General features: G+C 69.2%; 27 protein-coding genes. 20 read left to right on the top strand and 7 right to left on the bottom strand.

The window, feature by feature from the left end:
* Positions 1 to 15 precede the first annotated feature (15 nt).
* The 4 genes from ACS5Q7_RS09320 (at position 16) to ACS5Q7_RS09305 (ending at position 2,830) form a co-directional block, all read left to right on the top strand.
* The gene (locus ACS5Q7_RS09320; RefSeq protein WP_478339049.1) at positions 16 to 969 is read left to right on the top strand and encodes an aspartate carbamoyltransferase catalytic subunit; all 954 of its coding nucleotides are present in this window, start codon (positions 16 to 18) and stop codon (positions 967 to 969) included.
* Between the two features lie 132 nt (positions 970 to 1,101).
* Positions 1,102 to 1,425, top strand: coding sequence for a phosphoribosyl-ATP diphosphatase (locus ACS5Q7_RS09315; RefSeq protein ID WP_478339048.1), 324 nt, complete (start codon positions 1,102 to 1,104; stop codon positions 1,423 to 1,425).
* Positions 1,422 to 2,393 (top strand): type I pantothenate kinase, encoded by a 972-nt coding sequence (coaA, locus tag ACS5Q7_RS09310; protein WP_478339047.1) that lies wholly within the window; start codon positions 1,422 to 1,424, stop codon positions 2,391 to 2,393. Before ACS5Q7_RS09315 ends, coaA begins: the two co-directional genes overlap by 4 nt.
* Before the next feature lie 113 nt (positions 2,394 to 2,506).
* Positions 2,507 to 2,830, top strand: a complete 324-nt coding sequence (locus tag ACS5Q7_RS09305; RefSeq protein ID WP_478339046.1) for a hypothetical protein — start codon at positions 2,507 to 2,509, stop codon at positions 2,828 to 2,830.
* Positions 2,831 to 2,845: 15 nt separating this feature from the next.
* Here the strand turns inward: ACS5Q7_RS09305 and ACS5Q7_RS09300 are convergent, their stop codons facing one another.
* Positions 2,846 to 3,061: a hypothetical protein gene (locus tag ACS5Q7_RS09300; RefSeq protein WP_478339045.1), complete on the bottom strand. Its 216-nt coding sequence runs from the start codon at positions 3,059 to 3,061 to the stop codon at positions 2,846 to 2,848.
* A gap of 229 nt (positions 3,062 to 3,290) precedes the next feature.
* Between ACS5Q7_RS09300 and ACS5Q7_RS09295 the strand changes: the two genes are divergently transcribed.
* Entirely contained in the window at positions 3,291 to 3,434 is a 144-nt protein-coding gene (locus ACS5Q7_RS09295; RefSeq protein ID WP_478339044.1) for a hypothetical protein, read from the top strand.
* A 39-nt stretch (positions 3,435 to 3,473) separates the two neighbouring features.
* Here ACS5Q7_RS09295 and ACS5Q7_RS09290 read toward each other — a convergent pair whose 3' ends face one another.
* Together ACS5Q7_RS09290 and serA are read right to left on the bottom strand one after the other, a co-directional pair.
* A complete protein-coding gene (locus ACS5Q7_RS09290; protein WP_478339388.1) occupies positions 3,474 to 3,905 on the bottom strand; it encodes a hypothetical protein in 432 nt (143 codons plus the stop codon).
* 130 nt (positions 3,906 to 4,035) lie between these two features.
* Positions 4,036 to 5,301: a phosphoglycerate dehydrogenase gene (gene serA / locus ACS5Q7_RS09285; RefSeq protein WP_478339043.1), complete on the bottom strand. Its 1,266-nt coding sequence runs from the start codon at positions 5,299 to 5,301 to the stop codon at positions 4,036 to 4,038.
* Positions 5,302 to 5,551: 250 nt separating this feature from the next.
* Here serA and ACS5Q7_RS09280 point away from each other — a divergent pair, with 250 nt between their 5' ends.
* The 9 genes from ACS5Q7_RS09280 to trpB all read left to right on the top strand — a co-directional run bounded on the left by ACS5Q7_RS09280 (position 5,552) and on the right by trpB (position 13,134).
* Positions 5,552 to 6,400 (top strand): transglutaminase-like domain-containing protein, encoded by an 849-nt coding sequence (locus ACS5Q7_RS09280; protein WP_478339042.1) that lies wholly within the window; start codon positions 5,552 to 5,554, stop codon positions 6,398 to 6,400.
* A gap of 271 nt (positions 6,401 to 6,671) precedes the next feature.
* Entirely contained in the window at positions 6,672 to 8,387 is a 1,716-nt protein-coding gene (rpsA, locus tag ACS5Q7_RS09275; protein ID WP_478339041.1) for a 30S ribosomal protein S1, read from the top strand.
* 151 nt (positions 8,388 to 8,538) lie between these two features.
* Complete coding sequence (locus tag ACS5Q7_RS09270) at positions 8,539 to 8,817, top strand: type II toxin-antitoxin system RelE/ParE family toxin (protein ID WP_478339040.1); 279 nt, start codon at positions 8,539 to 8,541, stop codon at positions 8,815 to 8,817.
* The gene (locus ACS5Q7_RS09265; protein ID WP_463849683.1) at positions 8,817 to 9,128 is read left to right on the top strand and encodes a HigA family addiction module antitoxin; all 312 of its coding nucleotides are present in this window, start codon (positions 8,817 to 8,819) and stop codon (positions 9,126 to 9,128) included. Before ACS5Q7_RS09270 ends, ACS5Q7_RS09265 begins: the two co-directional genes overlap by 1 nt.
* A gap of 207 nt (positions 9,129 to 9,335) precedes the next feature.
* Positions 9,336 to 10,301 carry a signal peptide peptidase SppA gene (gene sppA, locus ACS5Q7_RS09260; protein ID WP_478339039.1) on the top strand — a complete coding sequence of 322 codons (966 nt, stop codon included), beginning with the start codon at positions 9,336 to 9,338 and terminating at the stop codon, positions 10,299 to 10,301.
* A gap of 57 nt (positions 10,302 to 10,358) precedes the next feature.
* Positions 10,359 to 10,667, top strand: coding sequence for an integration host factor subunit beta (locus ACS5Q7_RS09255; protein ID WP_478339038.1), 309 nt, complete (start codon positions 10,359 to 10,361; stop codon positions 10,665 to 10,667).
* Positions 10,668 to 10,684: 17 nt separating this feature from the next.
* Entirely contained in the window at positions 10,685 to 11,053 is a 369-nt protein-coding gene (locus ACS5Q7_RS09250; RefSeq protein ID WP_478339037.1) for a LapA family protein, read from the top strand.
* 33 nt (positions 11,054 to 11,086) lie between these two features.
* Positions 11,087 to 11,728 carry a phosphoribosylanthranilate isomerase gene (locus ACS5Q7_RS09245; protein WP_478339036.1) on the top strand — a complete coding sequence of 214 codons (642 nt, stop codon included), beginning with the start codon at positions 11,087 to 11,089 and terminating at the stop codon, positions 11,726 to 11,728.
* A gap of 164 nt (positions 11,729 to 11,892) precedes the next feature.
* Positions 11,893 to 13,134 carry a tryptophan synthase subunit beta gene (trpB, locus tag ACS5Q7_RS09240; RefSeq protein ID WP_478339035.1) on the top strand — a complete coding sequence of 414 codons (1,242 nt, stop codon included), beginning with the start codon at positions 11,893 to 11,895 and terminating at the stop codon, positions 13,132 to 13,134.
* A gap of 88 nt (positions 13,135 to 13,222) precedes the next feature.
* Here the strand turns inward: trpB and ACS5Q7_RS09235 are convergent, their stop codons facing one another.
* The 4 genes from ACS5Q7_RS09235 to ACS5Q7_RS09220 form a co-directional block, all read right to left on the bottom strand.
* A complete protein-coding gene (locus ACS5Q7_RS09235; RefSeq protein ID WP_478339034.1) occupies positions 13,223 to 13,759 on the bottom strand; it encodes a ComEA family DNA-binding protein in 537 nt (178 codons plus the stop codon).
* Positions 13,760 to 14,118: 359 nt separating this feature from the next.
* The gene (locus ACS5Q7_RS09230; RefSeq protein ID WP_478339033.1) at positions 14,119 to 14,841 is read right to left on the bottom strand and encodes an RlmE family RNA methyltransferase; all 723 of its coding nucleotides are present in this window, start codon (positions 14,839 to 14,841) and stop codon (positions 14,119 to 14,121) included.
* A gap of 21 nt (positions 14,842 to 14,862) precedes the next feature.
* On the bottom strand, positions 14,863 to 15,942 hold the full coding sequence (locus ACS5Q7_RS09225) for a Ppx/GppA phosphatase family protein (protein ID WP_478339032.1): 1,080 nt from the start codon (positions 15,940 to 15,942) through the stop codon (positions 14,863 to 14,865).
* Between the two features lie 107 nt (positions 15,943 to 16,049).
* Positions 16,050 to 16,523 (bottom strand): response regulator, encoded by a 474-nt coding sequence (locus ACS5Q7_RS09220; RefSeq protein WP_243954585.1) that lies wholly within the window; start codon positions 16,521 to 16,523, stop codon positions 16,050 to 16,052.
* Between the two features lie 272 nt (positions 16,524 to 16,795).
* Here ACS5Q7_RS09220 and ACS5Q7_RS09215 point away from each other — a divergent pair, with 272 nt between their 5' ends.
* The 6 genes from ACS5Q7_RS09215 (at position 16,796) to adh (ending at position 21,960) form a co-directional block, all read left to right on the top strand.
* Positions 16,796 to 17,581: a cold-shock protein gene (locus ACS5Q7_RS09215; protein ID WP_478339031.1), complete on the top strand. Its 786-nt coding sequence runs from the start codon at positions 16,796 to 16,798 to the stop codon at positions 17,579 to 17,581.
* Positions 17,582 to 17,682: 101 nt separating this feature from the next.
* The gene (locus tag ACS5Q7_RS09210; RefSeq protein WP_478339030.1) at positions 17,683 to 17,931 is read left to right on the top strand and encodes a hypothetical protein; all 249 of its coding nucleotides are present in this window, start codon (positions 17,683 to 17,685) and stop codon (positions 17,929 to 17,931) included.
* Between the two features lie 105 nt (positions 17,932 to 18,036).
* Complete coding sequence (locus ACS5Q7_RS09205) at positions 18,037 to 18,387, top strand: iron transporter (RefSeq protein ID WP_478339029.1); 351 nt, start codon at positions 18,037 to 18,039, stop codon at positions 18,385 to 18,387.
* The gene (locus tag ACS5Q7_RS09200; RefSeq protein WP_478339028.1) at positions 18,384 to 19,898 is read left to right on the top strand and encodes a PepSY-associated TM helix domain-containing protein; all 1,515 of its coding nucleotides are present in this window, start codon (positions 18,384 to 18,386) and stop codon (positions 19,896 to 19,898) included. The genes ACS5Q7_RS09205 and ACS5Q7_RS09200 overlap by 4 nt, the downstream gene beginning before the upstream one ends.
* The gene (locus ACS5Q7_RS09195; RefSeq protein WP_478339027.1) at positions 19,895 to 20,242 is read left to right on the top strand and encodes a DUF3325 domain-containing protein; all 348 of its coding nucleotides are present in this window, start codon (positions 19,895 to 19,897) and stop codon (positions 20,240 to 20,242) included. Before ACS5Q7_RS09200 ends, ACS5Q7_RS09195 begins: the two co-directional genes overlap by 4 nt.
* A 194-nt stretch (positions 20,243 to 20,436) precedes the next feature.
* Complete coding sequence (adh, locus tag ACS5Q7_RS09190) at positions 20,437 to 21,960, top strand: aldehyde dehydrogenase (protein WP_243954577.1); 1,524 nt, start codon at positions 20,437 to 20,439, stop codon at positions 21,958 to 21,960.
* Positions 21,961 to 22,042 lie beyond the last annotated feature (82 nt).

Raw genomic sequence — 22,042 nt, 5'->3', positions numbered from 1 at the left:
CACCCGGCTCCCGTCATGACAGCCCCGACGCACGCGCCCGCATTGTTCCCGCACCGGCACCTGCTGGGGATCGAGGGGCTGAGCCGGCCCGACATCGAGACCCTGCTCGATGCCGCCGATGCCGCCGTGGACATCTCCCGTCAGGTCGAGAAGAAGCGCACGACCCTGCGCGGGCGCACGCAGATCAACCTGTTCTTCGAGCCCTCGACGCGGACGCAATCCTCGTTCGAGCTCGCCGGCAAGCGCCTCGGCGCCGACGTCATGAACATGTCGGTCGCCTCGTCCTCGGTGAAGAAGGGCGAGACCCTGATCGACACCGCCGCGACGCTGAACGCGATGCGGCCGGACATCATCGTCGTGCGCCATCAGGCGGCCGGCGCGGTGCATCTCCTGGCGCGCAAGGTCGATTGCGCCGTGGTCAATGCCGGCGACGGCGCGCACGAGCACCCGACCCAGGCGCTCCTCGACGCCCTGACCATCCGCCGCAACAAGGGCCGCATCGAGGGGCTGCAAGTCGCGATCTGCGGCGACGTCCTGCATTCGCGGGTGGCGCGCTCCAACCTGATCCTGCTCCAGGCGATGGGCGCGCGGGTGCGCCTCATCGCGCCCTCGACGCTGCTGCCGGCGGGCATCGAGCGCTTCGGGGTCGAGACCTTCACCGACATGCGCAAGGGCCTGGAAGGCTGCGACATCGTGATGATGCTGCGCCTCCAGCGCGAGCGCATGAACGGCTCCTTCGTGCCCTCGGTGAAGGAGTATTTCCGCTACTACGGCCTCGACGCCGACAAGCTGGCGCTCGCCAAGCCCGACGCCCTGGTGATGCATCCCGGCCCGATGAATCGCGGGGTCGAAATCTCCTCCGAGATCGCGGACGGGGCGCAATCGCTGATCCGCGAGCAGGTCGAGATGGGCGTGGCCGTGCGCATGGCCGTGCTCGACGCCCTGGCGCGCCACCTGCCGAACGGATGACGATCCCCGGATAAACGACGACCCAACAAAGCGGCTCGCCTCTCAAGCGCGGGCGCTTGCCCCCGCGCGCGCCCTGGCGCAGTTTCCTGCCGGAATTTGGCCCATGACGGGTCTGACACTGCAAGACCATTCATGAGCACCTACACCCTCGCCGACCTCGCCCGCCTCGTGGCGAGCCGCGCCGGCACAGACCCCTCCTCCTCCTACACCGCGAAGCTGTTGGCCGACGGCCCGGCCAAGGCCGCCAAGAAGCTCGGCGAGGAAGCGGTGGAGGCGGCCATCGCCGCCGTGCAGGGCGACAGCGAGGGCCTGAAGAACGAGGCGGCGGACGTCCTCTACCACCTCATGGTGCTGCTCAAGGCCGGCAATGTCGAACTCGACGCCGTGATGGCCGAGCTGGAGAGGCGCACCGCCCAGAGCGGCCTCGCCGAGAAGGCATCGAGGCGCCACGCGTGAACCCGCCGCCCGCGCTCTCGGACGGCACGGACAGCCTCTCGCCCTACCGCCACTTCAGCCGGGAGGAATGGGCGCGTCTGCGCGCGGACGCCCCCCTCACGCTCAACGCGGACGACCTCGAGCGGCTGAGATCCCTGAACGACCCGATCTCGATCGAGGAAGTCGTGGAGATCTACCTGCCCCTGTCGCGGCTGCTCTCCTTCTACGTCGCGGCGACGCAGGGCCTGTTCAAGGCGACGCAGCGCTTCCTCACCGCCGAGCGCGAGACCAAGCTGCCCTACATCATCGGGCTCGCCGGATCCGTGGCGGTGGGCAAGTCCACCACCGCGCGCATCCTCGCGGCGCTCCTCGCCCGCTGGCCGAACACGCCGAGGGTCGACCTCGTCACCACGGACGGGTTCCTGCTCCCGAATGCCGAGCTTGCCGCCAACGGGCTGATGGAGCGCAAGGGATTCCCCGAGAGCTACGATACCGCCGCGCTGCTGCGGTTCCTGCACGAGGTGAAATCCGGCCAGAGGCGGGTGACGGCGCCGCTCTACTCGCACCTCGTCTACGACAGGGTGCCGGGGGAGGAGCGCGTGGTGGAGAGCCCCGACATCCTCATCGTCGAGGGCCTGAACGTCCTCCAGCCCGCGCGCCTGCCGCGCGACGGCACGGCCGTCCCCTTCGTGTCCGACTTCTTCGACTTCTCGATCTACCTCGACGGCCACGAGGACGACCTGCACCGCTGGTACGTGACCCGCTTCATGCGCCTGCGCCAGACCGCGTTTCGCGATCCGCGCTCCTATTTCCGCAAGTACGCGGAGATCCCCGAGGCCGAGGCCCTGAACATCGCCGATCATCTCTGGACGACGATCAACCTGCCGAACCTGCGCGAGAACATCCTGCCGACGCGGCAGCGGGCGAGCCTCATCCTCACCAAGGGGGCGAGCCACCGGATCGAGGGTGTGGCGCTCAGGCGCTTGTGATCGACGAAAACGCCGGTCACGGCACGGGGAGGGGCCGTGTTGCACGGAAAGCGCTGTTTCAAGTGCGCCCCGATGCCACAGTGATGGGGCAACCCGAATCGGCGAACGGCCCCATGACGCTCCACGAGAGAGCCCTCCTTCAGGAACGGGTGAAGACCCTCGTCCTGGGCCACGCGCTGGAAGCGGTGCTGGCGCAATTCGCAAAGGCGGACCTGGCCGCCGGCCGCGATGCCGAGGCAGACCTGACGCGGCTCGAAGCGATGCTCCTGAACGCCGCCCAGGGTCTCGCCGACCGGGCGACCGCTCAGAGGCTCTCGGTCCTCGTCGCGGTCGAGGACGTGTCAACCAGTCTGCGAGCGGCCTTCGATGCCGCCCGCCAGACGATCGAGCGGATCCGTCCGGCGGACGAGGCGGTCCAGACCGCCATCGCCGCCTGACCGGCGCCTCCGCGCCTATTGCTTGGCGCGGTTGATGATTTCCCAGAGGACGCGTGCCACGGGCTCCGTGACCGTGCGCCGATACTTGCGATGGACCAATTGTCCGTTGTGATAGACGTCCTGCTCGACATAGAGCCGGTCTCCGTCCCACCGGACGATGTTGTCGGATTCGACCGTTTCCTCGACCCCAAGCTCGTTGCGCAGGATCGTGCTGCCGGTGTGTGTCAGCATACGCGCGTCCTCAGTCACGCCGGGCTTGACCAGGTCCCGGCTCGGCTCCGCCACCTTATTCGGCGCTCACGCCCCACGCCAGACGGAAGGGGTGTTTCACCCCGTCAGTCTTCGCGCAAAGATCGAGAAACGAAACCATGTGCGCTCCGGCACAGCCTTGGCCGTTCGGCTTCGGCATGGTGAAGGAACGCGGGAAGGGCGTGTCGCTCCGGCCGCGGCGGAGGCGTCCATGATCCCGCGCCACATCTCGACCGTCGACAACGCGCTTGCCACCCTGCTCCGGACCATCGAGCGTCTGGCGCGCCGCCTTGTCCCGGCCACGCCCGCAGGCCGCCCGGCAGGCGGCCCGGTCGTCTTCCGGCATTACCTCTGAAACGCCGCTCACGCTCGGAAGGGCGGCGGCGAAGGCCTGCTAACCGCCCCGGCTGAGGATGGCGGGCGCCGGGCAGGCCTCGGAGGGGAAGGGGCCGAGGACGACGTCGCCCTGGCGGGGGTTGTTCACCGTGAACGGCGCCGTGCCCTGAAGGCCGATGAAGCCGCGCCCGAGTTGCGGGATGAAGGCTTGCCCGCCGAAGCGGATGAAGCAGCGATCGATCACCGCCTCATAGTCGAAGCTCGCCTCGGTGATCGGGCGCAGGGCGCCATCGGGTCCGGGGACGGCGCAATAGGCGGCGAAATCCAGTTGTCCCGGATGCGAGAGACGGATCTGCACCGAATGGCCCGGCAGGATCGTCACCGGGGGACCGCCGTCCCGCCGGGCCGTCAGCACATAGGCCGAGCGGTTCACGATCTGGCGCAGGCATTCCGCCGACGCCAGCGAGGCGGTGCAGGCCGTGCCGAGCATTGCGAGGGCGAGGGCTGCGGCCCCGCGCGAAGATTGTGCCGTCCAGCCACGCTTGCCCACTGACCGCTCCCGTTCCGCTCGATCGCTGGACTTGAACAGCGCCGACGCCTCGCGCGCAAGGTGCAATCGTTCAGCGACGTTCGTAGAGCAGGCGGGCGCGGATCGTGCCGGGGATCGAGCGGATCTCGCCGAGCAGCGCCTCGGCGTCGGCGTCGGTGGCGTCCGTCTCGAGGACGACGTAACCGACCTCGCCATCGGTCTGATAGAACTGGGCGGCGATGTTGACGTGGCTGCGGGCGAACACCTCGTTGAGGCGCCCGAGCATCCCCGGCAGGTTGCGCTGAACGTGGATGAAGCGGGTGCCGGTGGCGCGGGTCGGCAGTTGCACCTGCGGGAAATTCACCGCGCCGACCGTCGAGCCGATGTCGGAATAATCGACCAGCTTCTTGGCGACCTCGGCGCCGATGCGCTCCTGCGCCTCCTCGGTGGAGCCGCCGACATGCGGGGTGAGGATCACGTTGTCGAGGCCCTGGAGGGGGCTGACGAAGCGCTCGGAATTCGACCCCGGCTCCTTGGGGAAGACGTCCACCGCCGCGCCGCGCAGGTGGCCGTCGCGCAGGGCCGAGGCGAGGGCATCGAGGTCCACGACGGTGCCGCGGGCGTTGTTGATCAGGAAGCTGCCCGGCTTCATCGCACGGATCTCGGCCTCGCCGATCATGTTGAAGGTCGCCTCGGTTTCCGGCACGTGCAGCGACACCACATCGCTCTGCCCGAGCAGGTCCTTCAGCGAATCGGTCGGCTCGGTGTTGCCGTGGCGCAGGCGGTCGGTGTGATCGTAGAACAGCACACGCATGCCCATGGCCTCGGCCAGCGTCGAGAGCTGCGTGCCGATATTGCCGTAGCCGACGATGCCGAGCGTCTTGCCGCGCACTTCCATGGAGCCCACGGCGGACTTGTCCCACTGGCCGGCATGGGCGCCGACCGAGCGCGGCACGATCCGCCGGAGCAGCATCACGATCTCGCCGATCGTCAGCTCGGCCACCGAGCGGGTGTTGGAGAAGGGCGCGTTGAAGACCGGGACGCCCCGGTGCCGCGCGGCTTCGAGATCGACCTGGTTGGTGCCCACCGAGAAGCAGCCCACCGCCAGCAGCCGGTCCGCCGCCTCGAACGCCGCCGCATCCATCTGCGTGCGCGAGCGGATGCCGAGCATGTGAACGCCCTGGAGCGCCTCGTGCAGCGCCTCCTTGTCGAGCGCCTTCGGCAGGCGAGTGAGGTTGGTGTAGCCGGCCGCCTGCATCAGGGCGACGGCGCTGTCGTTGATCCCCTCCAGGAGCAGGATGCGGATCTTGTCCTTGGGGAGCGAGAGCTTCTCGGCGGTCTGGAAGTCGGCGGCCATGGGATCGGATCGACAGAGAAAAGGTGGCGCAGCGTTAGGCAGGCCGTCATCGCGATGCAACATCGGCGGTAACAGCCCAGCCCTGCGTGTTCGCGCGGTCACCGCCGAGCTTGCATGATCTTTGTGCATTCACGGATGCGTTGAACAGCAAGACGGACGGAACAAGCCATTCGGTCTGCGGTTGTGGAGCCTATCGTAAGTCTTCGCGGCGCCACGAGAGTGTAAGCCGCCTCGCATTCCGGCCCAGACCATGCACATCCGCACCGGCTTCACCATCGCGTTCGATACCCTGGGTCCGACGCCGATGAACCTGCTCCTCAACATCCGGCCCGAGCGCCGGAACGACCTGATCACCCCGGAGGTGATCACGTTCGATCCGCCGGTCGCCGCGCGGCAGCATGTGGACGGGTTCGGCAATGTCTGCACCCGGATCGTCGCGCCGGGCGGCCGGATCACCCTCTCCGCCGACTTCATCGTGGCCGACAGCGGCCAGCCGGACGAGATCGCCCCGGAGGCGCGCGAGATCCCGGTGCAGGACCTGCCGGACGACGTGCTCGCCTACCTCCTCGGCTCTCGCTATTGCGACACGGACAAGCTCTCGGCCACCGCGTGGAACCTGTTCGGTGGCGTGGCGCCGGGCTGGGGCCGCGTCCAAGCCATCGTGGATTACGCCCACAACAGGCTGCGCTTCGACTATCAGCAGGCCGACGCGACCCGCACCGCCCATGACGGGCACGGCCAGCAGGTCGGCGTCTGCCGCGACTTCGCCCATCTGGCGATCACCCTGTGCCGGTGCATGAACATCCCGGCCCGCTACGCCACCGGCTATCTCGGGGATATCGGCGTGCCGAAGGACCCGGCGCCGATGGACTTCTCCGCGTGGTTCGAGGTGTTCCTCGAAGGTCCCGAGGGCCCGCGCTGGTACACGTTCGACGCCCGGCACAACCGCCCGCGGATCGGCCGCATCGTCATGGCGCGCGGGCGCGACGCCACCGATTGCGCCCTGACCACCAGCTTCGGCACGGCCTACCTCGCCCGGTTCGACGTGCATACGGACGATGTACCGGAAGCGGCGGGGAGCTTCGCGCAGGCGGCGTGAAACCGGCCCCTGCCACCCTCTGTTGAACAGACTTCGCGAATGGAGTATGTGACAGGCGCCTCGCCGTCCGTCGTGATGCCTGCCTTCAGGGCGGCATGCCCGGGCGAGTCGGCCGGGCCGCCCTCGTCATCCGTATCGACGCGTCGGCAAACCGGTCTCCGAATGGAGGCGGTCGCTTCTCCATAGGGAAGCTGCGGCGGCTGGGGGCGTTTGCAACGCATGCCGCCGACGCACCCGGTCCGTCCCAGGACGTGACCGCCCAGGAGAGAGAATGACCGCAGGGACAGCCGTGGCGCGGGATCAGTACCGCGATGATTTCGCCGCGCTTTTGGAGGAGAGCTTCCTCCAACACGAGATTACCGAAGGGTCCGTCGTCAAGGGTCGCGTCGTCGCGATCGAGAAGGACGTGGCCGTCATCGACATCGGCGCCAAGACGGAAGGCCGTGTCGCGCTGAAGGAATTCGCCGGCCCCGGCCGGGAAGGCGAGCTGAACGTCGGCGACGAGGTCGAGGTCTATGTCGACCGGATCGAGAACGCGCTGGGCGAAGCCGTCATCTCGCGCGACAAGGCTCGCCGCGAGGAGAGCTGGGTCAAGCTCGAGAAGGCCTTCGAGGCCAACGAGCGTGTCACCGGCACGATCTTCAACCAGGTCAAGGGCGGCTACACCGTCGACCTCGACGGCGCCGTGGCGTTCCTGCCGCGCTCGCAGGTCGACATCCGTCCGGTCCGCGACGTCACCCCGCTGCTGGGCACGCCGCAGCCGTTCCAGATCCTCAAGATGGATCGCCGCCGGGGCAACATCGTCGTCTCGCGCCGCACGGTCCTCGAAGAGAGCCGCGCCGAGCAGCGCAGCGAGCTGGTGGCCAACCTCGAGGAAGGTCAGGTCATCGACGGCGTGGTCAAGAACATCACCGAATACGGTGCGTTCGTGGACCTCGGCGGCATCGACGGCCTGCTGCACGTCACCGACATGGCGTGGCGCCGCGTGAACCACCCGTCCGAGGTCGTGACCATCGGCCAGACGGTGAAGGTCAAGATCATCAAGATCAACCACGAGACGCACCGCATCTCGCTCGGCATCAAGCAGCTGCTCGCCGATCCGTGGGAGGGCATCGCCGCCCGCTACCCGGAGGGCGCCAAGCTCAAGGGCCGCGTGACCAACATCACCGATTACGGCGCCTTCGTGGAGCTGGAGCCAGGGATCGAGGGCCTGATCCACGTCTCCGAGATGAGCTGGACCAAGAAGAACGTCCATCCGGGCAAGATCGTCTCCACCTCCCAGGAGGTCGAGGTGCAGATCCTGGAAGTCGATCAGGTCAAGCGCCGCATCTCGCTCGGCCTCAAGCAGACCCTGCAGAACCCGTGGGAGGGCTTCGCCGAGAAGCATCCGGTGGGCTCCGAGGTCGAGGGCGAGGTCAAGAACAAGACCGAGTTCGGCCTGTTCATCGGCCTCGAGGGCGATGTCGACGGCATGGTCCACCTGTCGGATCTCGACTGGAACCGTCCCGGCGAGCAGGTCATCGACGAGTTCAAGAAGGGCGACATGGTCCGCGCCCAGGTGCTCGACGTCGATGTCGAGAAGGAGCGCATCTCGCTCGGGATCAAGCAGCTGGCCGGCGATCCCTTCGCCGACGGCGGCGAGATCAAGAAGGGTCAGATCGTGACCTGCGAGATCGTCGAGGTGAAGGATTCCGGCCTGGAGGTGCGCATCGCCGACACCGACATGCAGACCTTCATCCGCCGCGCCGAGCTCGCCCGCGACCGTGCCGACCAGCGCCCCGAGCGCTTCGCCGCCGGCGAGAAGGTCGATGCCCGCGTGGTGCAGTTCGACCGCAAGGCCCGCCGCGTCCAAGTCTCGATCAAGGCCCTGGAAGTGGCCGAGGAGAAGGAGGCCATGGCCCAGTTCGGCTCGGCCGATTCGGGCGCCTCTCTCGGCGACATCCTCGGCGCCGCCTTCAAGAAGGCGAAGCCCGAGGACGAGGAATAGTCTGCAGTGACAGCCGCCCGGTTCGCCGGGCGGCACGCCATCGAAAAGCCGCGCGGAGCACCCTCCGCGCGGCTTTTCTTTTGCGCCACAGGAGGATACAACTGTAAGGTGGCGGTTGACACTCGCGGGCCTGGGCCGTCAATTCCGGCGCATGATCCGCTCGTTCCGCAGCAAGGCGTTGCGCCTATTCGTTGAGACCGGAGACGCGAGGAAGTTGAGCGTAACGAACGTCAAACGCGTGAGGCAGATTCTTCTGGCTCTCGACTCCGCGACATCGCCGGAGGTGATGAACCAGCCCGGCCTCCGTTTTCACGGCCTACGCGGAACCTCCTTGGGTCGTTACGCCGTCGATGCCAGTGCAAACTATCGAATCACGTTCGGCTGGGACGGGCAGGATGCGATCGACGTCGATCTGGAGGATTATCACTGATGGTCAGCAAGTCTCTCCTGACCGGCCTCGAGCCGATGCACCCCGGCGAATGGCTTCGCGAAATGATCATCCCTGCCACCGGCCTGACCAAGACCGAGATCGCCCGTAAGCTCGGCGTGTCGCGGCAGACGCTGCATGATCTCGTGGCCGAGCGGCAGCCCGTCACGGTCGCGATGGCGTTGCGGTTGGGGAAGCTGTTCGGCAATTCGGCCGAGTTCTGGCTGAACCTTCAGCGCAATTACGACCTGCGCATCCTGGAGCGGGAAATGGCCGACGAACTCGCCGCCATCCCGACCCTCGACGCGGCCTGATCGCAGCGAGCGACCTGCGCGCAAATTCTTCGTCGCGCCCCGTATCCACGTCGGCGAAAAATGCTCTAGAACACGGCCTCCCGTGGGCGAAGCCCGGCGGGATGCCAAGGACGCCAAGGACTTGGGCGCCGCGAGGCGGAGCCCCGGCGTCTTCGGGCAGGTGGGCCGCCCACGGCGCTCGGCCGGGGATGCAAGGGAACGGATCGCATGGCAGCCGACGCCGAACTGCTGATCGACAGGCGGCGCCTTCGCCGCAGGCTCGGCCTCTGGCGCGTGCTCGGGATCGGTGGCCTCATCGTGGCGGTCGGCGCGGTCGGCTACCGCGTCCGGGCCGGCGATACGGGCGGTTTCGCCGCGCGCCCGCAGATCGCACGCATCTCCGTCTCCGGCTTCATCGCCGGCAGCGAAGCCACCGCCAAGCTGATGAAGCGCGTCGGTGATTCGGATGCCGTGAAGGGAGTCGTCGTCTCGATCAACTCGCCGGGCGGCACCACCACGGGCTCGGAGGAGATCTTCCGCAACCTGCGCGCGCTCGCCGCCAAGAAGCCCATCGTCGCCTTCGTGGACGGCACGGCGGCCTCCGGTGCCTACATCACCGCCATCGCCGCCGATCATATCGTCGCCCGCGAGACCAGCCTCGTCGGCTCGATCGGCGTGCTGTTCCAGTATCCGGACGTGTCCGGCCTCCTCGACAAGGTCGGCGTGAAGGTCGAATCGGTGAAGTCCTCGCCGCTCAAGGCCGAGCCCTCGGGCTTCACCCCGACCTCGCCCGAGGCGCGAGCCGCGCTCGCGGCCGTGGTCGGCGACACCTACGCGTGGTTCAAGGGCCTCGTGGCCGACCGCCGGGGCATGGATGCCGGGCAGCTCGCCGCCGTTTCGGACGGGCGGGTGTTCAGCGGCCGGCAGAGCATCCCGCTCAAGCTCGTGGATGAACTCGGCAGCGAGCGGCAGGCCGTAGCTTGGCTGGAAAGCGCCCGGGGCGTGCCGAAGGACCTGCCGATCACCGATTGGAAGCCGCGCTCCGACAGCGATTTCTCCCTGTGGTCCGCCGCCGGCACGGGCGCGGGGCTCCTCGGCCTCGAAGGCTTCGCGCGCCAGATCCGGGCCCTCGGCGCCGAGGCGCAGGCCGGCGCGCAGGGCGGGCTCCTCGTCCTGTGGCGGCCGGAGCCCTGAGCGAAAAGGCTCTCGCGACCTCCGAACAAAGCCGAACGAACGGGAATACGAAACGCCATGATCAAGTCGGAGCTTGTTCTCAAGATCGCCGAACAGAACCCGCATCTCTACCAGCGGGACGTGGAGATCCTGGTCAACGCCATCCTCGACACGATCGCCGATGCCCTGGCGCGGGGTGACCGGGTGGAACTGCGCGGCTTCGGCGCCTTTTCGGTGAAGCGCCGGGAAGCGCGCAAGGGACGCAACCCACGCACGGGCGCGGCCGTTGCCGTGTCCGAAAAGGCGATCCCCGTGTTCAAGACGGGCAAGGAGATGCGCTTGCGTCTCAACGCGGCCGACATCGGCGAAGGCGTCGCGGCGGAATAGGCGGGAGTCACACAACGATGATCCGGTTCCTGAAGAGCCTTGTCCTCCTGCCGGTCGCGGCGGTGGTGGTCCTGCTCGCCGTCGCCAACCGGGCGCCGGTGCAATTGTCGTTCGATCCGGTGAACGTCGATGCGCCGGTCTTCAGCGTGAACCTGCCGCTCTACGCGATCCTGTTCGGCGCCGTAGCGCTCGGCATCGTCATCGGCGGCATCTTCACCTGGCTCGGCCAGGGCCGGGTCCGCGCGAATGCCCGCCACCACCGCCGGGAGGCCACCCGCTACGAGCGCGAGGTCAACCGCCTGCGCCCCTACGCCCCCGATGCGCCGGGCCAGACCTATCCCGGCACCTCCGTCCCCGTCCGCACGGCGCTGCCCGCGCCGCGCTGAGGCTATCCTGCGCGGATCGCCGCGCCGCTCCCGATGACCGAGATCAAGATCTGCGGCCTCAGTACGCCCGAAACCCTCGACGCCGCCCTCGGCGCGGGGGCCGATTGGGTCGGTTTCGTGCGCTTCCCCCGCAGCCCGCGCCATGTGGAGCTCGAGGTCGCACGCATCCTGTCGCGGCAAGCGAAGGGGAGGGCGGGACGTGTCGTGCTGCTGGTCGATCCCGACGACGATGCCCTCGCCGCCGCCGTCGCGGCGATCGCGCCGGACCTGATCCAGCTCCACGGCCGGGAGAGCCCGGAGCGGGTCGCCGCCATCCGCGCCGCCACGGGCCTGCCGGTGATGAAGGCGCTCGGCATCGCCGGATCGGCCGACCTCGCCGCGATCCCGGCCTACGCGGCGGTCGCCGACCGCATCCTCCTCGATGCCAAGGCGCCGCCCGGCGCCGCGCTGCCCGGTGGCAACGGCGTCAGCTTCGACTGGTCGCTGCTCGCGGGCTCCGCTCTCCCGCCCGCCACCATGCTCTCCGGCGGCCTCGGACCCGAAAACGTGGCCGAAGCCCTGGCGCGGACGGGCCTCACGGCGGTCGATGTCTCCTCGGGGGTCGAGCATGCCCCCGGCGTGAAGGATCCCGCCCGGATCGCCGCCTTCATCGCGGCGGCGCGCGCCCGCACCTGACCGCGCCGTCCGCCCGCCTCGGCGGTCGGGGACGCGGTGCCCCGTAACGGCAAACCCTGCGCCGATGCGCCTGGCCTACCCAGCATTGCAGCGGCGGTCACATGGGTCTAGGCAACGCGGAACCCGACAACCGGCAAAACGATCAGGCCCCGAAGGATCCGCCCGTGACCATCGCCCCCGCCCCGAACTCCTTCCGCACCGGACCCGACGAGCGCGGGCGCTTCGGCATCTTCGGCGGTCGCTTCGTGGCCGAGACGCTGATGCCGCTGATCCTCGACCTGGAGAAGGCCTACGAGGACGCGAAGCAGGACCCCGCCTTCAAGGCGGACATGGAGAGCTACGGCACGCACTACATCGGCCGTCCGAGCCCGCTCTATTATGCCGAGCGTCTGACGGAGCATTTCCGCAGCCAAGCCCCCGCCGGCAACGGGGCGAAGGTCTATTTCAAGCGTGAGGAGCTGAACCACACCGGCTCGCACAAGGTGAACAACGTGCTCGGGCAGATCCTGCTCGCGCGCCGCATGGGCAAGCCGCGGATCATCGCTGAGACCGGCGCCGGGCAGCACGGCGTCGCCACCGCCACCCTCTGCGCCCGCTTCGGCCTGAAATGCGTCGTCTACATGGGCGCCGTGGACGTCGCCCGGCAGGCCCCGAACGTCTTCCGCATGAAGATGCTCGGCGCCGAGGTCATCCCGGTGGAATCCGGCACGAAGACCCTCAAGGACGCGATGAACGAGGCCCTGCGCGACTGGGTGACGAACGTCGCGGACACGTTCTACTGCATCGGCACGGTCGCCGGCCCGCATCCGTACCCGGCCATGGTCCGCGACTTCCAGTCGGTGATCGGCCGCGAGACCCGCGAGCAGATGCTCGCCCAGGAGGGGCGGCTGCCCGATTCGCTGATCGCCTGCATCGGCGGCGGTTCGAACGCGATGGGCCTGTTCCACCCGTTCCTCGATGACCGCGAGGTGGAGATCTTCGGTGTCGAAGCCGCCGGCCATGGCGTCAAGAGCGGCCTGCACGCCGCCTCCCTCACGGGCGGCAAGCCCGGCGTGCTGCACGGCAACCGCACCTACCTGCTGATGAACGAGGACGGCCAGATCGCCGACGCGCACTCGATCTCCGCCGGCCTCGACTATCCCGGCATCGGGCCGGAGCATGCGTGGCTGCACGAGATGGGCCGCGTCACCTACCTCTCGGCGACCGATGAGGAGACCCTGGAGGCGTTCAAGCTCTGCTCGATGCTCGAGGGCATCATTCCCGCCCTGGAGCCGGCGCACGCCCTCTCCAAGGTCGCGGAATTGGCGACCCAGCGCCCGGCCGATCACCTGATGGTGCTCAACATGTCCGGCAGGGGTGACAAGGACATCCCGCAGGTGGCGGAACTGTTCGGCACGAAGATCTGAAGCAAGCCGGGCAGCGCCACGTTCCAGCACGTCCCGCCGCCCAGGTTTGCCTCGCTGCGCCCGCAAGGACGGCGGACGCGGTGAAGTCTCACCGCACGGTCACTTGCTCCTTGATCCGCTCGTAGACCGCCCGGCTGAGCACCCGCTTGGTGAGAAGGTCGCTCACCTGCGTGTAGGGCCGCTTGGACACGATGGCCCGGCCGATGGCACCGCCGCCACGCAGGCGGTTCAGGTCGGCCACGCTCGCCGTGTTGAGGTCGACCAGGGAAACGGCGGGCGGCCCCTCCGTGGTCTCGGCCTCGCTCACCTCGGCCTTGCCCTCCGGCGCGGCCGAGGGCGGCGGCGCCGGGAAGGCGAGGGCGTCGCTCGGCACGTCCGTCGGCGGGGTCGGCGCCGCGCGAGGCTTGGGGGGAGCCGGTGGAGGGGCCGCGATCACCGTATCGGGCGGGGCGGCCGAGGGGATCTTACGGACCGGGGGCTCGCTCGGAGCCGGCGCAGGCGTCGCCACAGCCGTCTTGGCGGGCGGCTGCGGCTGGGCCGGCATCAGGTATTGTACGAGTGCGGCCAGGGCTCCGGCGAGGAGCAGCAACACCGAGATGCGAAGAATTGCTGGACCGCTGAGCACGCGCTGACTGTCGATACTATTTCCGTAAAATTAACCCATTCCGCGATGCTGGCCTACCTGCACGGCCGCGCTGCGCCGATCTGTCCCCAGAGGAACGCGCCGCGCCTCGACCGGGAACGAACGTTTTCTCCGTCGTCGCGGAGGCCCGAGCCCGGCACCCGCCAAGTGGGGCATTCGCAGGCCGACCGTGCCACTCGGGCGGCCTCTGCTCGATCTGGATCGCCTGCTCAACCGTCTTCGCGAGCGACAGCATTGCTTCGCTTCGCTTGCAAAGAGCGACGCGCGGCGTGGGCCGAGTTTCCCCGGAAAGGCCCCAACTGCCGCGCCCTGGCGAGAGGCACGGCGAGGATCGTGCCCGTCTATTCCTCCGCGGCCACGCCCTTGCCGGGCGCGCCGCGATAGCCTGTGGCGAGCACGTAGAGTTCGCTCGAATCGGCCCGGCTGGCGGAGGGCTTCACGTGGCGGACGACGGCGAAGTCGCGCTTCAGGTTGGCGAGCAACTCCCCCTCGGTGCCGCCCTGAAGCACCTTGGCGAGATAGGCGCCGCCGGGCGCCAGCACCTCGCGGGCGAACTCGGCGGCGGTCTCGGCGAGGCCGATGATGCGCAGGTGGTCGGTCTTCTTGTGGCCCGTCGTGTTGGCGGCCATGTCGGACATCACGAAATCGGCCGGGCCGCCGAGCAGGTCGATGAGCTGCCGGGGGGCGTCGTCGTCCAGGAAGTCGAGGGTGATGAACTCCACCCCGGCCATGGGCTCGATGGGCAGGAGGTCGATGCCCACCACCTTGCCGGTCGGTCCGACGACGCGGGCCGCCACCTGCGACCAGCCGCCGGGGGCCGCGCCCAGGTCCACGATCCGCTGGCCGGGCTTCAGGAGCTTGAACCGCTCGTCGATCTCGATGAGCTTGAACGCCGCGCGGGAGCGATAGCCCTCGCGCTTGGCGCGGGCCACGTAGGGATCGTTGAGCTGCCGTTCGAGCCAGCGCGTCTGCGAGACGGTGCGCTTGCGCGCGGTCTTCACCCGCTGCTTGAGATCCCCGCGCACGCCCCCGGTGGAGCCCGCGCCGCCGCGCCTGTCAGTCATGAACCCTGTGTCCGTCGCCCGTTACCGCACGGGCTTGCGCGACCATACCCCATCTTCGCGCATCATGTTCACGAGGAGCCCCTCGCGCAGGCCACGGTCGGCGATGCGCAGGCGCTCGGAGGGAAAGGCCCGGCGCAGGGCTTCGAGGATCGCGCAGCCGGCGAGGACGAGGTCCGCCCGGTCGCGGCCGATGCAGGGGTTGTCGACCCGCTGCTCCAGCCGCGTGTCCAGCAGGTCGTCGATGGCGGCCGAGACCTCGTCGTCGCGCATCCACAGGCCGTCGACCCGGCGGCGCTCGTAGCGGGCGAGGCGCAGGTGCATCGCCGCGATGGTGGTGACGGTGCCCGACGTGCCGAGCAGGTGAAAGCTCTTGGCCGTGGCGGCCGGGGCGGCGCGCAGGGCGAAGGCGGCGAGTTTCTCCGCCACCTCCTCGACCATGCCCTCGAACATCCGCCGCGTGACATCCGCGCCGCCATGGCGCTCGGCGAGCGTCACGACGCCGACGGGGAGGGAGTCCCATGCGCGGATGCGCAGGGTCGGATCGGTGGAGGGGTTCGTCGCCGCGCCGTCGAGCCACGCCACCTCGGTGGAGCCGCCGCCGATGTCGAAGATCACGACCGACTCGGCCCTCGGATCGGCCAGGGCCGCGCAGCCGGTGACGGCGAGGTAGGCCTCGGTCTGCCGGTCCACGATCTCGAGGTCGAGCCCGACCGACTGGCGCACGCGCTCGACGAAATCGGCGCCGTTCACGGCGAGCCGGCAGGCCTCGGTGGCGATGATCTTCGCGCGACGGACCCGGCGGGCCTGCATCTTGGTGCGGCAGATGCGCAGGGCCTCGACCGTGCGCTCGATGGCGGCCTCGCTCAGCCGGTCCGATGACCCCAGCCCCTCGCCCAGCCGCACGATGCGCGAGAAGGCATCGATCACCCGAAAGCCGCCATAGGTCGGCTCGGCGATCAAAAGCCGGCAATTGTTCGTGCCGAGATCGAGGGCCGCATAGCTCTGCCGACGCTCGCGGCCCGCATACAGGGTCGGCGTCGGGAGCGGCACGATGCCGGCTGCAGGCCGGGCCGGCGCGGCCGCGGCGGTCTCGTCCCTCATCGGCGCGGCCGTCGAATCCTCATCGGCCCGGCTGACAGCCAGACCTCACTTGCCCGCGAGCCTACAGGCTCGGGCGGGAACTGCAACGGGCGAACGTCGACCGGGGGTCAGGCGAACACTTTTGCGACGCCGGCGGCACGGGGGATCGGCCGCAGCAGACTCTTCACCTGCGAGTAGGGGCGGGGCCTGTTGATGATCTCGTCGAGCCGCGACCAGAGGGTCTTGGGCGAGAACGGCTTGGCGATGATCTCATTGACGCCGAGCCCGACCGCCCGGTCCACCACGTTCCGGCGGGGCTGGGCGAGCATCAGGATGATCGGCAGGGTGGGGCAGGGGGAGGTCGAGGGCGTGCGCGCCAGCCGGATGAACTCCTCGCCCGACAGGATCGAGAGATCCCAATCAATAATGGCGATGTCGGGCTTGCTCTCGGCCAAGACGCCGAGCGCCTCGGCGCCGTCGGGCGCTTCGAGGACGCGCTTGATGCCCACGCGCATCAGCATGTCCCGGACGATGCGCCGGATATAAAGGCTCTCGTCGACGACGAGGGCGGAGAGGTCGGGGAAGGTCGGTGTGGCAATCATCGGGTGCGTCGTCCCGTCGCGAACGTAGCCGACCGGACTTTGCATTTCGCTAACGCCACTCACCCTCCGCGTGATGCTTGCGGCAGGAAAGTGATTGAACCGCCGCGTTTCGGCCTTAAAGGACCTTGCGGTCAAGGCCCGATTGCGTCAGGACTGAGCCATTATTCTTGGTTAGCGTAACCTGGGGTAATGCGCAGTGCGAGCCGCCGATCCTCCGCAATGATCGGCGTGTATTTTGAATACGGGCGGCGGACGGTTTTTGCGAGCTTCTAATGGGACGTGGTCGTGATTTCAGGGGGCCGCAGAAGCGCGGCTTCGACGAGAGCGGTGAGCCGAGATGGCCTGATCAGGCTCCCTCGGGCGGCTTTGGCGGGGGCTACGGCGGCGGCGCCGGTGGCGGCGGTTATGGCGGCGGCGGCGGTTACGGCGGGGGCGGCTTCGACCGTGGTCCGGCCCGCGGCGCGGCGCCGGCTCCGACGGGCCCTGAGCGCGATGCCACTGTAAAGTGGTTCAACAAGGAGAAGGGCTTCGGCTTCGTCGAACTCGGCGACGGTTCGGGCGATGCCTTCCTCCACATCCGGGCCGTCGAGGCCGCCGGCCATGACGACCTCATGCCCGGCACCAAGCTGATGGTGACGACGGCGCAGGGCCAGAAGGGTCCGCAGGTCACGAGCGTGACCAGCGTCGACACCTCCACGGCCGAGGCTCCGGCGCCCCGTCGCGAGTTCCGTCCGCGCACCGAAGGCTTCGGCGGCGGTGGCGATCGCTTCGGCGGTGGCGGCAGCCGTGGCGGCGACCGATTCGGTGGCGGCGGCGGTGGTGGCGGACGCGCTCCGTCCGGCCCGTCGACCGAGATGGTCGGCACCGTGAAGTGGTACGACCCGGCCAAGGGCTTCGGCTTCGTCTCGGTGAACGATGGCGGCAAGGACGTATTCGTCCACCGCTCCGCGCTCGCCCGCGCCGGCCTCGACTCCCTGGCCGAGGGCCAGCAGGTCACGCTCGGCGTCGTCGAGGGCATGAAGGGCCGCGAGGCCTCCTCGATCAGCGTCGACGGCTGAGTTCGGGTTTCGCGGCGCCTCTCTGTCGCCGCGATGCCACGACAGATTCGAAACGGCGGCCCCAGCGGGCCGCCGTTCTCGTTTCACGCGCTGGGTTCCGCATGATTCGTCGCCTGCCGCTCCTGCTCCTCCTCGCCGCCCCGCCGGCCCAGGCCGAGGATTTCACGGGTTTCTACGCGGGCGTGAATGCCGGCTATGGCTGGAGCCGCGAGAAAGACACGGGCGTCGGCCCTGCGGTCTCGCAAGGCGCCCCCTCCGGCGAGAACGGACCCGCGAGCGCCCTTCCGCCCAGCGCCTCGGCCGCCGCCGCCGAGATCCGGCGCACGGGGCGCGGCACCAGCGGCCGCTGAGCGCGAAACGATTCCTTCGAGATGCGCCAAGTGCTTGGCGTCTTGTTGGAATCGTTCCGAAAGATAGCGATTGCGGAGCGCCGCCGGCCGCTGCTACCCGACGCCATGGCCAGTGACCCGCCACCCATCGACGCTTCGCGCGATCCGACCGTCCGAATCGGACCGGGCTGGCGCGAGCGCTTCGCCGTCGCGGGCCGGGTCGCCCTCGCGGCATTCGGCGGCTACGCGGTGGCCGCCCTCGCGACCGCTCTGGCCGCCGTGGTGCTGCCGCTGTCGCGGCCCGAGGCGGTGTCGACGGCGATGCTGGCGAGCTTCGCGGTGATGGCCGGGGCCGTGGTGTTCGTCTTCGTCGCCGCGACGCTGCGCCGGGCCGCCCTCGGCCTTGCCGGGACGGCGGCCCTCCTCACGGCAGGGCTGTGGCTTGCGGGCGGCTTCTCGGCGGGGGTGCCGGCATGAGCGAACCCAAGCGCTTCCGCCCCGCCATGGCGTGGCTGCACACCTGGGCCGGGCTCATCGTCGGCTGGGTGCTGTTCGCGGTCTTCGTCACCGGCACGGCAAGCTACTACAAGGACGACATCACCCGCTGGATGCGCCCGGAATTGTCCGAGACCGCCGTCGATCCGGCGGCGGCGGCCACCTTGGCCGGTCAGTATCTCGCCCGGCAGATGCCGGATGCGGGCGGCTGGTATATCGGCCTGCCGAAGCCGGACAATCCGGTGACGGAGGTCTATTGGTGGAAGAGCTTCGACGGGCCGTTCCACCACGCGCTGCTCGATCCCGCCACCGGCGAGCCGACCCGCGCCCGCGACACCAGGGCCGGTGACTTCCTCTACCGCTTTCATTTCGAACTGGCGCTGCCGCCGCTCTGGGGGCGCTGGATCGTCGGCGCCTGCGCGATGGTCCTGCTGATCGCGCTGATCTCCGGCATCGTCACCCATCGCCGGATCTTCGCCGACTTCTTCACCTTCCGGCCGGATCGGTCACGGCAGAGGGCGTGGCTCGATGCGCACAACCTGTTCGGCGTGCTGGCGCTGCCGTTCCATCTGATGATCACCTATACGGGCCTCGTCACCTTGGGACCGATGCTGATGCCCTGGGGCATGAAGGCGGCCTACCACGACGCGGCGCCGACTTTCTTCGTCGAGGCCGGCCTGATGCCCAAGGGCCGGATGCCGGCGGGCCGGGCCGCCGAAGGGCGTCCCCTCGGGGAGATCGTCCGCACCGCCGAGAAGGACGGCGGCGAATCGCCGGAGGGGCTGACGGTCTCGTCACCGGGCAACGCTGCCGCAACGGTGAGCGCCGTGTTCGAGGAGCCGCACGGCCTCGCCCATCTCCACCCGCAGATCGCCTACGATGCGGTGACGGGCGCCGAACTCGGCCGCAACCTGCCGGCCGGGCCGGCGACGCGCACCGCAACCGTGATGTACGGCCTGCACGAGGCGCAATTCGCCTCGCACGCCCTGCGGGTGCTGTTCTTCCTGTGCGGGGCGCTCGGCGCCGCGACGGTGGCCTCGGGCCTCGTGCTCTGGACGGTGGCGCGGGCGCCGAAGGGCGCGGTCCCGGAGGGGTTCGGCCTGCGCCTCGTGCGGATCCTGAACATCGGGACGATTGCCGGATTGCCGGCCGGAATCGGCGCCTTCTTCCTCGCCAACCGGCTGCTGCCCCTTTACCTCGCGGAGCGCGCTTCCTGGGAGGTCGGGCTGTTCTTCGGCGCCTGGATCCTCGTGGCGCTGGTGGGCGCCCTGGCGCCGCGCCGGCGTGCATGGCCCTGGACGCTCGGACTGGCCGCGACGGTGTTCCTCGCCGTGGTCCCGGCCGACCTCGCGCTGATCGGCGAGCCGCGCTTCGTGCCCTTCGACATCGCGATGCTGGTTGCGGCGTTGCTGCTGATTCTCGCCGCGCGGATGGCCGCGCGAGCCCCGGCGGCCCTGTCCCGCAGGGCCACGGCACGGGTGGCCGAGGCATGAGCGCGGCGGGGCTGCTGTTCTGCGCCGCCCTGGCCTTCACCGGGATGGCGGCCTTGGCCCTCAGCCTCGACAGGCACCACCGCGTCGCCCTGCTCGGGCCGGTGCCGCGCGGGCGTGTCGGCGCCCTGCGCGCGGCGGGCTGGGCCGGGCTCGCCCTGTCCTTCGGGGCATCGATCGCCCTGGACGGCTGGAATTTCGGGCCGGTCCAGGCCACGGGCGCCGTCACCGCCGCGGCCTTGGCGGTGGCCCTGTGCCTGACCTACCGGCCGACATGGCTGCGGCCGGCGGCGCTCGCCGCGCTGCCCCTCGCGGCGGCTTGCCTTCCCTTCGTGATCGCGGCCTGAACGGCGGGGTCGCCAAGGCCCGCGAGCGGGCGTAAGCTCGCTCCGGGAGCATCGGCCAAAAGTCCACCTTGCTTCGGCCGGCCATCTGACATTGGCTAGAGCCCGGAGCCGAGGGAAGCGGCACGGATCCCCGATGGGGGCCGAATCAACGAGCCGCGGTCCGCGAGGCCGGGCCCAACCCAGGGAGTACGCCCATGAACAAGCCCGAATTCTTCGGCGACAGCCGCACGAAGTCGCCGTTCTCGTCGCGCTACGAGAACTTCATCGGCGGCCAGTGGGTCGCCCCCAATGCCGGCCGCTATTTCGAGAACACCTCGCCCATCACCGGCAAGGTCGTCTGCGAAGTGGCCCGCTCCGATTCGACCGACATCGACCGGGCGCTCGACGCCGCCCACGCGGCCAAGGAGGCCTGGGGCCGCACCGCGCCGGGCGAGCGCGCCCGCATCCTGAACAAGATGGCCGACCGGATGGAGGAGAACCTCGACCTCCTCGCCCTGGCCGAGACCTGGGACAACGGCAAGCCGATCCGCGAGACGACGCACGCCGACATCCCCCTCGCCATCGACCATTTCCGCTACTTCGCCGGCTGCGTGCGGGCGCAGGAAGGCTCGATCTCCGAGATCGACCACGACACCGTCGCCTACCACTTCCACGAGCCGCTGGGCGTCGTCGGCCAGATCATCCCGTGGAACTTCCCCATCCTGATGGCGGTGTGGAAGCTCGCTCCGGCGCTGGCCGCCGGCAATTGCGTGGTGCTGAAGCCCGCCGAGCAGACCCCGGCCTCCGTGCTGGTGCTGATGGAAGTCATCGGCGACCTGCTCCCGCCGGGCGTGCTGAACATCGTCAACGGCTTCGGCCTGGAAGCCGGCAAGCCGCTGGCCTCCTCGCCGCGCATCGCGAAGATCGCCTTCACGGGTGAGACGACCACCGGCCGCCTCATCATGCAGTACGCCTCGCAGAACCTGATCCCAGTGACGCTGGAACTGGGCGGCAAGTCGCCGAACATCTTCTTCGCCGACGTGGCGAACGAGGACGACGACTTCTTCGACAAGGCGCTGGAAGGCTTCACGATGTTCGCCCTCAACCAGGGCGAAGTCTGCACCTGCCCGAGCCGCGCCCTCGTCCACGAATCGATCTACGACCGGTTCATGGAGCGGGCGATCAAGCGCGTCGAGGCGATCACGCAGGGCTCGCCCCTCGACCCGGCCACGATGATCGGCGCGCAGGCGTCGAGCGAGCAGCTGGAAAAGATCCTCAGCTACGTCGACATCGGCAAGCAGGAGGGCGCGGAGTGCCTCACCGGCGGTGAGCGCGGCGTGCGCGAGGGCGAATTGGCCGAGGGCTTCTACATGAAGCCCACCGTGTTCCGCGGCCACAACAAGATGCGGATCTTCCAAGAAGAGATCTTCGGCCCGGTCCTGTCGGTCACGACCTTCAAGGACGACGCCGACGCCCTCTCCATCGCCAACGACACGCTCTACGGCCTCGGCGCCGGCGTCTGGACCCGCGACGGGACCCGCGCCTATCGCTTCGGCCGGGCGATCCAGGCGGGCCGCGTCTGGACGAACTGCTATCACGCCTACCCGGCCCACGCGGCCTTCGGCGGGTACAAGCAGTCCGGCATCGGCCGCGAGACGCACAAGATGATGCTCGACCACTACCAGCAGACGAAGAACATGCTGGTTAGCTACTCGGCCAAGAAGCTCGGATTCTTCTGAGCCTCGCCGAGTCTCCCCCCGAGACTGCCTTGGGCCCCGGTCATCTGGCCGGGGCCTCTTTGCGTCCGGGGCTCGCCACCCC

Source organism: Methylobacterium sp. Gmos3 (assembly GCF_056430985.1).
The sequence above is the reverse complement of the archived record's forward strand: the minus strand, read 5'-3'. Positions and strand labels throughout refer to the sequence as shown.

Excerpts from the sequence above, each read along its gene's own strand:
- ACS5Q7_RS09290 (WP_478339388.1), bottom strand. The coding sequence starts at position 3,905 with ATGCTCGGCACGGCCTGCACCGCCTCGCTGGCGTCGGCGGAATGCCTG.
- ACS5Q7_RS09255 (WP_478339038.1), top strand. The coding sequence starts at position 10,359 with ATGATCAAGTCGGAGCTTGTTCTCAAGATCGCCGAACAGAACCCGCAT.
- ACS5Q7_RS09220 (WP_243954585.1), bottom strand. The coding sequence starts at position 16,523 with ATGATTGCCACACCGACCTTCCCCGACCTCTCCGCCCTCGTCGTCGAC.
- ACS5Q7_RS09300 (WP_478339045.1), bottom strand. The coding sequence starts at position 3,061 with ATGCTGACACACACCGGCAGCACGATCCTGCGCAACGAGCTTGGGGTC.
- ACS5Q7_RS09295 (WP_478339044.1), top strand. The coding sequence starts at position 3,291 with ATGATCCCGCGCCACATCTCGACCGTCGACAACGCGCTTGCCACCCTG.
- ACS5Q7_RS09315 (WP_478339048.1), top strand. The coding sequence starts at position 1,102 with ATGAGCACCTACACCCTCGCCGACCTCGCCCGCCTCGTGGCGAGCCGC.
- adh (WP_243954577.1), top strand. The coding sequence starts at position 20,437 with ATGAACAAGCCCGAATTCTTCGGCGACAGCCGCACGAAGTCGCCGTTC.
- ACS5Q7_RS09265 (WP_463849683.1), top strand. The coding sequence starts at position 8,817 with ATGGTCAGCAAGTCTCTCCTGACCGGCCTCGAGCCGATGCACCCCGGC.
- ACS5Q7_RS09215 (WP_478339031.1), top strand. The coding sequence starts at position 16,796 with ATGGGACGTGGTCGTGATTTCAGGGGGCCGCAGAAGCGCGGCTTCGAC.
- ACS5Q7_RS09250 (WP_478339037.1), top strand. The coding sequence starts at position 10,685 with ATGATCCGGTTCCTGAAGAGCCTTGTCCTCCTGCCGGTCGCGGCGGTG.
- ACS5Q7_RS09210 (WP_478339030.1), top strand. The coding sequence starts at position 17,683 with ATGATTCGTCGCCTGCCGCTCCTGCTCCTCCTCGCCGCCCCGCCGGCC.
- ACS5Q7_RS09230 (WP_478339033.1), bottom strand. The coding sequence starts at position 14,841 with ATGACTGACAGGCGCGGCGGCGCGGGCTCCACCGGGGGCGTGCGCGGG.
- ACS5Q7_RS09200 (WP_478339028.1), top strand. The coding sequence starts at position 18,384 with ATGAGCGAACCCAAGCGCTTCCGCCCCGCCATGGCGTGGCTGCACACC.
- ACS5Q7_RS09320 (WP_478339049.1), top strand. The coding sequence starts at position 16 with ATGACAGCCCCGACGCACGCGCCCGCATTGTTCCCGCACCGGCACCTG.
- ACS5Q7_RS09305 (WP_478339046.1), top strand. The coding sequence starts at position 2,507 with ATGACGCTCCACGAGAGAGCCCTCCTTCAGGAACGGGTGAAGACCCTC.
- ACS5Q7_RS09205 (WP_478339029.1), top strand. The coding sequence starts at position 18,037 with ATGGCCAGTGACCCGCCACCCATCGACGCTTCGCGCGATCCGACCGTC.
- sppA (WP_478339039.1), top strand. The coding sequence starts at position 9,336 with ATGGCAGCCGACGCCGAACTGCTGATCGACAGGCGGCGCCTTCGCCGC.
- rpsA (WP_478339041.1), top strand. The coding sequence starts at position 6,672 with ATGACCGCAGGGACAGCCGTGGCGCGGGATCAGTACCGCGATGATTTC.
- ACS5Q7_RS09270 (WP_478339040.1), top strand. The coding sequence starts at position 8,539 with ATGATCCGCTCGTTCCGCAGCAAGGCGTTGCGCCTATTCGTTGAGACC.
- ACS5Q7_RS09280 (WP_478339042.1), top strand. The coding sequence starts at position 5,552 with ATGCACATCCGCACCGGCTTCACCATCGCGTTCGATACCCTGGGTCCG.
- ACS5Q7_RS09245 (WP_478339036.1), top strand. The coding sequence starts at position 11,087 with ATGACCGAGATCAAGATCTGCGGCCTCAGTACGCCCGAAACCCTCGAC.
- ACS5Q7_RS09195 (WP_478339027.1), top strand. The coding sequence starts at position 19,895 with ATGAGCGCGGCGGGGCTGCTGTTCTGCGCCGCCCTGGCCTTCACCGGG.
- ACS5Q7_RS09225 (WP_478339032.1), bottom strand. The coding sequence starts at position 15,942 with ATGAGGGACGAGACCGCCGCGGCCGCGCCGGCCCGGCCTGCAGCCGGC.
- serA (WP_478339043.1), bottom strand. The coding sequence starts at position 5,301 with ATGGCCGCCGACTTCCAGACCGCCGAGAAGCTCTCGCTCCCCAAGGAC.